Origin of the sequence: Ruminococcus sp. OM04-4AA (genome assembly GCF_003462585.1) — a bacterium.
Lineage (GTDB): Bacteria > Bacillota > Clostridia > Lachnospirales > Lachnospiraceae > Mediterraneibacter > Mediterraneibacter faecis.
Genome location: NZ_QTZH01000075.1, coordinates 1 through 9,811 on the forward strand (window position 1 = coordinate 1; position 9,811 = coordinate 9,811).

Consider the following 9,811-nt stretch of genomic DNA (forward strand, 5'->3'; position numbering starts at 1 on the left):
TTAATTTTCATTGCAAGTTAATTATAACAGAAAGAAAGACCTTGAGTTCATTATAAACTCTTGGTCTTTCTTTTTGGGGGGACTATTCTTTTTTCACAGCCCCTTTTTTTAAACTTTTTTTATTTGCCTGGTACAATTTCCAGCCAGTATCCGTCAGGATCTTCAATAAAATAAATTCCCATAGATGGATTTTCGAAGCAGATACATCCCATCTCTTTATGTTTTTTGTAAGCAGCATCGAAATCATCGACAGCAAATGCAAGATGGATCTCATTATCTCCCAGTTCATATGGTCGATCCATATCACGCAGCCAGGTGAGCTCTAAAAGATGCGGAGTCACACCGTCTGTGAGATATACAAGCTTAAAACTTTCGTCATCGGCAAGTTTTTCACGTTCTACTTTTAAATTCAGAGCTTTCTGGTAAAAATCCAGTGATTTTTCAAGATCATATACATTCAGGTTATTGTGTGCAAATGTAAAATTCATTTTAGTACCTCCATAGAATCATAAGATTTTTATTCACAGTCAAGTGGAATGCTGACTGGAATCTACTTTCTAAGGATATCACAGGAGGGGAGAAAAAATCAATAATGCATAGATAAAACCTGATGGGATAGAGTGATAACACGGAATATAGTGGAAAATGAATGAAAAACATTTTTGAAATGCAAAACATGTGAAAATAAAGCTGAAAAAAACAAAAAAATAAAAAAGAATGCAAGAACCCATTGACGAAACGTCAAAAATTATATACAATAACAAAAGTGAAAAAATAAAGAAAGTGGAGGATCCCTGCAATGACTGCATATAAAGATTTGAGCAAAGAAGAGTTATTGGAATTAAAGAGTGGCCTGGAGGCGCAGTTTGAAGAAGTGAAGGCAAAAGGTCTGAAACTGGATATGTCCAGAGGAAAACCGTCAGCAGACCAGCTGAATCTGTCAATGGGGATGATGGATACACTGACAAGTGGTGTTGATCTGACTTGTGAAGATGGTGTTGACTGCCGTAACTATGGCGGACTTGATGGAATTGATGAAGCAAAACAGCTTCTTGCAGATATGATGGAAGTTCCGAAAGATAACGTGATCATTTTTGGAAACTCAAGTCTGAATGTGATGTATGATACGGTAGCACGTGCAATGACACATGGTATCATGGGAAGTACTCCATGGTGTAAGCTTGATAAGGTAAAATTCTTATGTCCGGTTCCGGGATATGACAGACATTTCGCGATTACAGAGCATTTCGGAATTGAGATGATCAATGTACCGATGACATCAACAGGACCGGATATGGATATGGTTGAGAAACTTGTAAGCAGTGATCCGGCAATCAAAGGAATCTGGTGTGTACCGAAGTACTCTAACCCGCAGGGAATCACATATTCTGATGAGACAGTGTTCCGTTTTGCGAACCTGAAGCCGGCAGCAGAAGATTTCCGTATCTTCTGGGATAATGCTTACTGCGTACATCATTTATATGAAGATAAACAGGATTATCTGATTGAGATTCTGATGGAGTGTAAGAAGGCAGGTAACCCGGATATGGTTTACAAGTTTTCTTCTACATCTAAGATCAGTTTCCCGGGATCAGGAATTGCAGCAATGGCAGCATCTGATGCGAACCTGGAGGATATCAGAAGCACAATGCGTGTGCAGACAATCGGACATGATAAGGTAAATCAGCTGCGTCATGTAAGATTCTTCGGAGATATTCACGGAATTGTAGAACATATGAAGAAACATGCAGATATCCTGCGTCCGAAGTTTGAGACTGTTCTTGAAGTTCTTGAAAGAGAACTTGGCGGACTTGAGATTGGATCATGGATCGCGCCACGCGGAGGATATTTCATCTCCTTTGATGCGCTGGATGGATGTGCGAAAGCGATTGTTGCGAAGGCGAAAGAAGCTGGCGTTGTTATGACAGGAGCGGGAGCAACATTCCCTTATGGAAAAGATCCACATGACAGCAATATCCGTATCGCACCGTCTTATCCAACACCGGAAGAACTTGCAGTTGCCGCTGAAGTATTTGTATTGAGTGTAAAACTGGCAAGTGTTGATAAGATCCTTGAGACAAAATAAATAACAGCATTTTATAAAGACCTTTTGCAAGTGGTTGATCTGCCGGCAGAAGGTCTTTTTCTGATGGTTGACAGTTACTGTTTACTCCCGTGTCAATCATTCCGCTGATTGACACGGAGGATGCGTGTTTTGACTTGAATGCATCTCGCCCCATCGCCAAAGGCGATTTAAAATGACGAGATGCGTTGCTGGTCGCACATCGTGTGAACAGTAACGGTTGACATGCGTTTCCAGGGAGATTATAATGTAGTGCATAGCAGAAAAGAGGAATGACATGATAAAAGGTGTAATATTTGACGTAGATGGTGTCCTTCTCAATTCCATGCCTGTCTGGGAGAATCTTGGAGAATTGTATTTGGATCATTTGGGAATTGAGGCCGAGAAGAATCTGGGAGAGACATTATTTGAGATGAGCCTGGAGGAGGCGGCAGATTATCTGATCTCACATTATAACCTGGAGAAGACAGTGGAAGAGGTTGTACACGGGCTGAATAAGGAAGTGGAAGATTATTATGCAAAGCGTGTTCCACTGAAAGAAGGAGTTCGTCAGTATCTGGAGGAATTCAGAGAGCGAAAGATTCCTATGGTGATCGCAACAACAGGTGACCGGAAGAATGCAGAAGCAGCTCTGAGCAGATTGAAGGTATTGTCTTATTTTCAAGGGGTTTTTACAGCATCTGAGATCGGAAACGGTAAGGATCAGCCGGATATTTATTTCGCAGCACTTTTGCAGCTGGATACGGAGCCGGAACAGACCTGGGTGTTTGAAGATACTTATCAGGCTCTGAGGACGGCAAAACATGCAGGATTTAAGACAGTAGCAGTTTATGATAAGGCAAATGACAAGAATCTGGCACAGATCTGGAATACGGCAGATATCTATTTGCCGGAATTTGATGATTTTAATGTTTTTTGGAACAGGGTGTCTGAGGAAGAGAAAGAACAGTTGCTGATTGTAGAATAAGAGGAGAATAAAAAAGCAGATTCGAATTCAAAGGAGAGATGCTCCAGTAGAATTCGAATCTGCTTTTTATCATATAATTGGCTGGTCTGTCTTGTGTTTAGAGAAGGTGGATGCCGGCATCAGCAGCAGCTTCAACTACATTTTCAGGCCAGAGGGAAGACTGTACTTCACCGATATGAGCCTTTCTTAAGTAATACATACAGATACGGGACTGTCCGATACCGCCGCCGACTGTATATGGAAGCTCGCCGTTGAGCAGTGCCTTCTGGAATGGAAGTTCTGCACGATCTTCACATCCGGCTTCTTTGAGCTGTGCCTTTAACGAGTCTTCGTCAACACGGATTCCCATAGAAGAGAGTTCAAGACCGATGTCAAGAACCGGATAGTAAACGATAATGTCACCGTTCAGCTCCCAGTCATCATAGTCCGGAGCACGACCGTCATGTCTTTCGCCGGAAGCAAGTACGCCACCAATCTTGGAGATAAACACTGCGCCTTTTTCCTTCGCAATCGCTTTTTCACGTTCTTTGGTAGTAAGATCCGGATAAAGGTCTTCCAGCTCCTGTGTAGTGATGAAAAAGATATCATCAGGAAGAAGAGGATCAATATAGTTGTAACGTCTGGAAATGTATTCTTCTGTATCTTTCAGAGCCCGGTAGACTTTGCGGACAGTATACTGAAGTGTCTCTGTGTTACGTTCTTCCTTAGAAATTACTTTTTCCCAGTCCCACTGGTCAACATACAGAGAGTGGATGTTGTCTGTATCTTCATCACGACGTATCGCACTCATATCTGTGTAAAGTCCTTCGCCGGAATGGAAATTATAATTCTTCAATGCATATCTCTTCCATTTTGCAAGAGAATGAACGATCTCTGCAACAGAACCATCCTGTTCTTTGATGTCAAAGGAAACCGGACGTTCAACACCGTTTAAGTTATCATTCAGACCAGATTCTGGACGGACAAACAGTGGTGCTGACACTCGTGTCAGGTGGAGATTCTTTGCTAGAGCACGCTCGAAGTGGTCTTTCACTTCTTTGATGGCTACTTCTGTCTCACGAATTGTAAGAGGGGAATGATAGCCAGCAGGTATTCTTAACTGTTCCATAATAAACTCCTTTATGTTAGCATTTCATTGCTGTTCATAGTATTATGCGGTCAGCAATAGCATTTCTCTTCTATTTTAAGTGGAGAAGAATAAGAAGTCAATGGAAAGGTGAAATGAACACTTGTAATCAGTAAAAAAAAATTGCTAAAATGAGCAGTAGTGAGTAATAAATAGTAAGGGACGAAGGTGTAAATAATGAATGTAAATGATATGATTGATACAATTCTGAATTTTGACCTGGATGTTGTTCTGGCTGGACTTAATGAAAGCAGTCATCATTTGAGTCAGATGGAATTTGTTTCTCTGATCGTTATAACGGTCGGAGCAGTACTGTTATGTCTGACGGGGCTGAAGTTAGTACGTTTTTGGTCTGTGATCGCAGGATTGTCGGCAGGATGTGCAGCTGGAATTGCGGTCGGAGTGATTGCAGGTCTAGATCAGATGATCTCATTGGCGGCGGGAGCAGGTGTGGGACTTGTATTGGCGGTGCTTGGTGCATGGAAGAAGCAGATTGGTGGATTTGTGACTGTAGCGGTACTCGTCTTTGTTGTCAGTGTACATTTGATGAAACCACAGGATTTTATTATGTATGGAATCTGTGCGGGTATTGGTCTTGTGTGTGCATTGCTTTCTATTAAGTTTCATAACTTTATGCTGATTGCTTCTTCTTCTGTATTTGGAGCAATGGCAGCGGGCAGCAGTATCTTTTATCTGCAGCCATATAAAAACGGAATGATTCATGTGGCACTTTGTGTTGCAATTGGTGTACTTAGTATCTGGATCCAGCTTCTTTTGGAATCCGGAAAACGTAAGAAAAAGAATTTACTTAAAGCTGCAGAGATCCGTGAAGAACATTCTACAGAAAATGAAGTCGAGAAGGCAAGGGCACTGGTTGAGAATCTGGATGATTTTGATGAGCTGGATGAGATTATCGAGAGTCTTCCGGAAAATGTCTGGAAAGAAGACAAGGGCACAACAGTTGTCAGCATGGATGAATTTGATGATCTTGAAGATGATCTGGAAGAGGATGAAGTGGAGAACTTTAAAGAGGAGAAGTTTGATGTAGACGAGGAAGATTGGGAGGAAGACGTCGAAATTGAAGTAACTGCTGATGAGGCAGATGCGACAGAGGATTATGATTTTGATGAAGATCCGGGTGACTTAGATGACTTGAATGATCTGGAAAATCTGGATGACTTAGATGATTTGGAAGATCTGGATGATTTAGATTATCTCGATGACGATGATGATATCGAGTTTCTGGATGAAGATGAGTAGATAAAAAAGCTATCGATTACAATAACTTAACACATACCTGTGTTGTTATCGTAGTCGATAGCTTTTGTATTATCTTACTGCTGTAAATACTCCGCGGAGATCATGGATTACATGTCTTGGGCATTTAACAGAACACATTCCACAGCTTAAGCAAATCTCTTCGTCGATCACAGCACAATTATCTTCTACATGAATTGCACCGGCGGTACATGTTTTCTCACAGATACCGCATCCAATACAGCTGACTTCACACTGCTTACGTGCTACAGCTCCTTTTTCTTTGTTAGAGCATTTAACTACAATGTAGTTTGCACAATCGTGGATTTTGATCAAGTTCTGCGGACAGACTTTTGCACACTGTCCACAGGCAATACATTTTTCTTCGTCTACTTCGGCAACGCCATATTCATTCATGGAAATCGCGCCGAATTTACATTTTTCTATACAGGCTCCACATCCGATGCAGCCATCTTTGCATCCACCGTCTTCAGAGCCGGCTGCGCGGCAGCCACCGTTACAGGCAACTAGAGCTGCCCGGTAAGGAAATCTCTTTTTAATTGCCATGATTATTTCTTCCTTTCATATGGTGTGTTAGAAAGAGGAAGGCTGTAGCGTCTTTCTCCGTCAAATCTGCAATATGCATCTGCGATTGCAGGAGCAGTAGGGATGGATGTGATCTCTCCGATACCGATTGCTCCACAGGCAACATCCAGACCAGGTTTATCAATAACGATTGCTTCAATCTCAGGAACTTCGTGAGAACGGAAAAGTCCTAAGGAACCATATTTGTCAATTGGTTTACAGTTTTCATCGATTGGATACTGCTCTCTGAGTGCATATCCCATTGACATTACAACACCGCCTTCAATCTGACCTTCGCAGGAGAGAGGGTTGACAGCTTTACCAACATCATGTGCGGCAATCATTTTCTCAATCTTACCTGTCTTAGGATCAAGGATGCAGACTTGAGTTGCATATCCATAAGCAACGTGAGATATCGGATTAGGCACATCTGCACCAAGTGGATGAGTCTTAGCGAGATATTCTCCGTAGAAAGTTTCTCCAATCATATCTTTCATGGATTTACCGCTGTTTTTCGCTTCCATGAATTTTTCACATGCTCTGCGGCACGCTTCACCAGTTACAAGTGTCTGACGAGAACCGGAAGTTGTACCGGAATCAGGTGAAATCCATGTGTTGCTTCGCTCATAGACGATATCATCACGGGAAAGATCTGTATTTGTAACGATCATCTGTACAAGTACAGTACCAAGTCCCTGACCGATACAGGAAGCACCAGTGAAGATGTGAAGTTTTTCATCTTCTTCAACTATTAATTTTACACGTCCTGTATCCGGGATACCAACACCAACGCCGGCATTCTTCATAGCACAACCAAGGCCAACAGCCTTACCGGCCGCAAGCGCAGCATCATACTCTTCTTTGACAGCCTCAAGTGTCTCTACAAGACCTGTAGAGTTATCTACAATCTGTCCGTTTGGAAGTACTTCGCCTGGACGGATCGCATTACGGTAATGGATTTCCCAAGGTGTGATACCAACTTTGTCGGCCATCATGTTCAGAAGTGTCTCTGTTGCGAAACAAGTCTGTGTAACACCAAATCCGCGGAATGCTCCGGCTGGTGGGTTATTTGTATAGTAAGCAGTTCCTTCAATCTCAAAGTTTTCATAATGGTAAGGTCCTGCTGCATGTGTACATGCACGTTCAAGAACCGGGCCACCAAGAGAAGCGAATGCACCTGTGTCAGATTTAACAATCGCTTTTACACCCTGGATCACTCCGTTCTCATCGCATCCCATTGTCATATCCATGTAGAATGGGTGACGTTTTGGATGAACAAGCAAGGATTCTGCTCTGGATAATTTCATCTTGATCGGTTTCTTTGTTACATAAGTAAGCAATGCACCTAAATGCTGAACAGTCATGTCTTCTTTGCCACCGAAACCACCACCGACTAATGCGTTCTGAACCTTTACTTTATCCGTTCCAAGCATAAGTGTAACTTCGTGTAGTGTCTGGTGAGCAGACTGGTCTGTTGAATATACGAAAATGTCACCGTCTTCATCATAGAAAGAAACAGCACATTCCGGTTCAAGGAAAGCATGCTCAGTCCAAGGTGTCTCAAAGTGATGTGAGATCACGTACTTGGAATTCTTGATTGCTTCTTCCGCATTTCCGCGGCTGATGTGCTTATAAGCACATACGTTAGTCTCTTCTTCATCATAAACAAGAGGTGCATCCGGAGCAGCAGCTTCTTCCACTGTATGCACATGAGGAAGTACTTCATATTCAATTTTAATAAGTTTCTTTGCTTTTTCTACAGTTGCCATGTCAGTTGCAGCTATAAGGGCAATTGCATCTCCGAGATAATGAGTCAGTCCACCAACCGGAATCAGTGAATACTGATCATGTTTTAAGTGTCCGATCTTATTCTCCCCAGGAATATCATCGGCTGTTACAACTGCTTCTACGCCAGGCAGAGACTCGGCAGCAGAGGTATCAATAGAAAGTACGCGAGCTCGTGGATATTTGCTACGAAGAGCAGCGCCATAGAGCATTCCTTCCGGATAATAGTCATCCGGATATTTACCTGTTCCAAGCACTTTTTCTTCAACATCTATACGAGAAACACGGGAACCAAGAGTCCAGCTAGAATCTCCATCATCTGGTAAAACCCCTTCTTTCAGAATCTTAGCTGCCAGACGTACCGCGTCCATGATCTTAACATATCCTGTACAGCGGCAATAGTTGTTGCGCAGCGCATAGCGAATCTCATCATCGGTTGGTTCCGGATTTACATCCAAAAGTGCTTTTGTGCACATAACCATACCAGGAATACAGAATCCGCACTGTACAGCGCCTGCCTTCCCGTAAGCATAAGTGTAAACTTTCTGTTCCCAATCAGAAAGTCCCTCGACTGTGATGACATTCTTTCCGGCCAATGAATCTGTGTCAGGTACGCAGGATTTGCAAGTCTGTCCATCAATGATAACAGTACAGGCTCCACAAGCGCCTTCGCTGCAGCCATCCTTTGCAGAGGTAATGTGCAGCTCATCACGCAGGAACCGTAACAGTTTCTGATTCTTTGAGGGTGAGACTTCCTGACCATTTACTATAAATGATGCCATGTCAGTTACTCCTTTCTTTGTGACAAAATCCCCAAAGAAAAATCTTTGAGGAGTATGTGTTTGTTGTGTATTTTTAATTATATAAAGATACCTATAGGTACATTTTATCACATATTCAACAAAAAGCAACAACTATTCTAAAAAAGTTTTTGACACCTAAAAATGTTTTAGATATATGATATAAAAAATGCATACTAGGACAAAAAAAGGGAAGTACCGAAAAATGATACTCCCTTGTAATTATAAAAAATGCATACTAGGACAAAAAAAGGGAAGTACCGAAAAATGATACTCCCTTGTAATTATCTTATATAAATTGTTCTTAGAAACCAAAAAGATTTACAACGCGATTTTAATTATCGTGTTCTTCTTCAAATGGATCGTCGTAATCATCTTCATCATCGTAATCATCTCCACCGCGGGAAGACATTGCGAGAATCAGTGAAATAACAGCAAGTACACCACTTGCACCGGCTAAAATCAGAAGCTCGAATTCATCTCCATGTTTCAGGAAAGCAAAAACAGCACTACCGATATAGACAATCATCGGGATAAGGAATGCAAAAAGTGTATCACGGTTATTCATGATGAAGTATAACAGTGCAGTGATAAGCATACAAAGAGCAACAATGACATAATTCATGCCAGGGGCAGAAGTCACGTCAGCTCCTGATGTGCTGAGTCCTGTTACGAAACCTTTATAAATACAGAAACCAAATGCAAGCAGGGAAATGATTCCAAGGATAATGCGCCCAGGTCTGAAACGTGGATATTCGTCTACATATTCATATTCATCATCATCTTCATCATCAGAGGATTTCGCATCATCATAGTCATCCATTTTTATGGATTTTACATCTTCTTTTGCTTTCGCAGTTTCGGTTTCCTCTTTCTTTTTCTTCTTGGCAGCTTTACTGTCAGGGTCAGTTGCAAGCATATCTTCGTATCCCTTGCGAACTGCTTTTTCACGCTTATCACGGATCTCTTCCGCTGGAATATTCCCATATTTCTGCTCTTCGGAATCATCAGTAGCATCAGTGGGAGCAGTGGCAGCTTTCTGTGCAGCGGCTTTGCGTGCTCTGGCTCTCTCCTTAAGGATACGCTCAGCTTCCTCTTCTGAAATCCCTTTGTCAGCAGCAAGGCGGGCAATCGCTTCTTTGCGGGCGCGGGCTTTTGCTTCTCTGCGGGCCAGGCTCGTTTCTCTTCAGCGGCACGGGCAGCCTCAC

The 9,811-nt window shown here is 42.2% G+C and carries 9 protein-coding genes; 3 read left to right on the plus strand and 6 right to left on the minus strand.

What is annotated here, in order from left to right:
• Positions 1-119: 119 nt before the first annotated feature.
• Positions 120-488: a VOC family protein gene (locus tag DXB52_RS14105; RefSeq protein WP_015528774.1), complete on the minus strand. Its 369-nt coding sequence runs from the start codon at positions 486-488 to the stop codon at positions 120-122.
• Positions 489-799: 311 nt separating this feature from the next.
• On the opposite strand from DXB52_RS14105, the gene DXB52_RS14110 reads away from it, so the two are divergent.
• Together DXB52_RS14110 and DXB52_RS14115 are read left to right on the plus strand one after the other, a co-directional pair.
• Positions 800-2,086: an aspartate aminotransferase type Ic gene (locus tag DXB52_RS14110; RefSeq protein ID WP_055144859.1), complete on the plus strand. Its 1,287-nt coding sequence runs from the start codon at positions 800-802 to the stop codon at positions 2,084-2,086.
• A 274-nt stretch (positions 2,087-2,360) separates the two neighbouring features.
• The gene (locus DXB52_RS14115) at positions 2,361-3,050 is read left to right on the plus strand and encodes an HAD family hydrolase (RefSeq protein WP_117579241.1); all 690 of its coding nucleotides are present in this window, start codon (positions 2,361-2,363) and stop codon (positions 3,048-3,050) included.
• A 97-nt stretch (positions 3,051-3,147) separates the two neighbouring features.
• Here the strand turns inward: DXB52_RS14115 and asnA are convergent, their stop codons facing one another.
• Positions 3,148-4,158 (minus strand): aspartate--ammonia ligase, encoded by a 1,011-nt coding sequence (gene asnA, locus DXB52_RS14120; protein WP_020436157.1) that lies wholly within the window; start codon positions 4,156-4,158, stop codon positions 3,148-3,150.
• Between the two features lie 210 nt (positions 4,159-4,368).
• On the opposite strand from asnA, the gene DXB52_RS14125 reads away from it, so the two are divergent.
• The gene (locus DXB52_RS14125) at positions 4,369-5,436 is read left to right on the plus strand and encodes a TMEM198/TM7SF3 family protein (protein ID WP_147343384.1); all 1,068 of its coding nucleotides are present in this window, start codon (positions 4,369-4,371) and stop codon (positions 5,434-5,436) included.
• A 69-nt stretch (positions 5,437-5,505) separates the two neighbouring features.
• Here DXB52_RS14125 and DXB52_RS14130 read toward each other — a convergent pair whose 3' ends face one another.
• From DXB52_RS14130 to DXB52_RS16390, 4 genes are all read right to left on the minus strand, one after another.
• The gene (locus DXB52_RS14130) at positions 5,506-6,000 is read right to left on the minus strand and encodes a 4Fe-4S binding protein (protein ID WP_117542489.1); all 495 of its coding nucleotides are present in this window, start codon (positions 5,998-6,000) and stop codon (positions 5,506-5,508) included.
• 2 nt (positions 6,001-6,002) lie between these two features.
• Positions 6,003-8,585, minus strand: coding sequence for a selenium-dependent xanthine dehydrogenase (xdh, locus tag DXB52_RS14135; protein ID WP_117961844.1), 2,583 nt, complete (start codon positions 8,583-8,585; stop codon positions 6,003-6,005).
• Between the two features lie 352 nt (positions 8,586-8,937).
• Positions 8,938-9,522, minus strand: a complete 585-nt coding sequence (locus DXB52_RS14140; protein ID WP_118107862.1) for a hypothetical protein — start codon at positions 9,520-9,522, stop codon at positions 8,938-8,940.
• The coding region (locus DXB52_RS16390; RefSeq protein WP_207661764.1) for a hypothetical protein at positions 9,438-9,811 on the minus strand (374 nt) is incomplete at its 5' end. The genes DXB52_RS16390 and DXB52_RS14140, both read right to left, overlap by 85 nt.

What these genes read in the sequence shown, in the direction of transcription:
- xdh (WP_117961844.1), bottom strand. Translation starts at nt 8,585, where the DNA reads ATGGCATCATTTATAGTAAATGGTCAGGAAGTCTCACCCTCAAAGAAT.
- DXB52_RS14125 (WP_147343384.1), top strand. Translation starts at nt 4,369, where the DNA reads ATGATTGATACAATTCTGAATTTTGACCTGGATGTTGTTCTGGCTGGA.
- DXB52_RS14140 (WP_118107862.1), bottom strand. Translation starts at nt 9,522, where the DNA reads ATGCTTGCAACTGACCCTGACAGTAAAGCTGCCAAGAAGAAAAAGAAA.
- DXB52_RS14130 (WP_117542489.1), bottom strand. Translation starts at nt 6,000, where the DNA reads ATGGCAATTAAAAAGAGATTTCCTTACCGGGCAGCTCTAGTTGCCTGT.
- asnA (WP_020436157.1), bottom strand. Translation starts at nt 4,158, where the DNA reads ATGGAACAGTTAAGAATACCTGCTGGCTATCATTCCCCTCTTACAATT.
- DXB52_RS14110 (WP_055144859.1), top strand. Translation starts at nt 800, where the DNA reads ATGACTGCATATAAAGATTTGAGCAAAGAAGAGTTATTGGAATTAAAG.
- DXB52_RS14115 (WP_117579241.1), top strand. Translation starts at nt 2,361, where the DNA reads ATGATAAAAGGTGTAATATTTGACGTAGATGGTGTCCTTCTCAATTCC.
- DXB52_RS14105 (WP_015528774.1), bottom strand. Translation starts at nt 488, where the DNA reads ATGAATTTTACATTTGCACACAATAACCTGAATGTATATGATCTTGAA.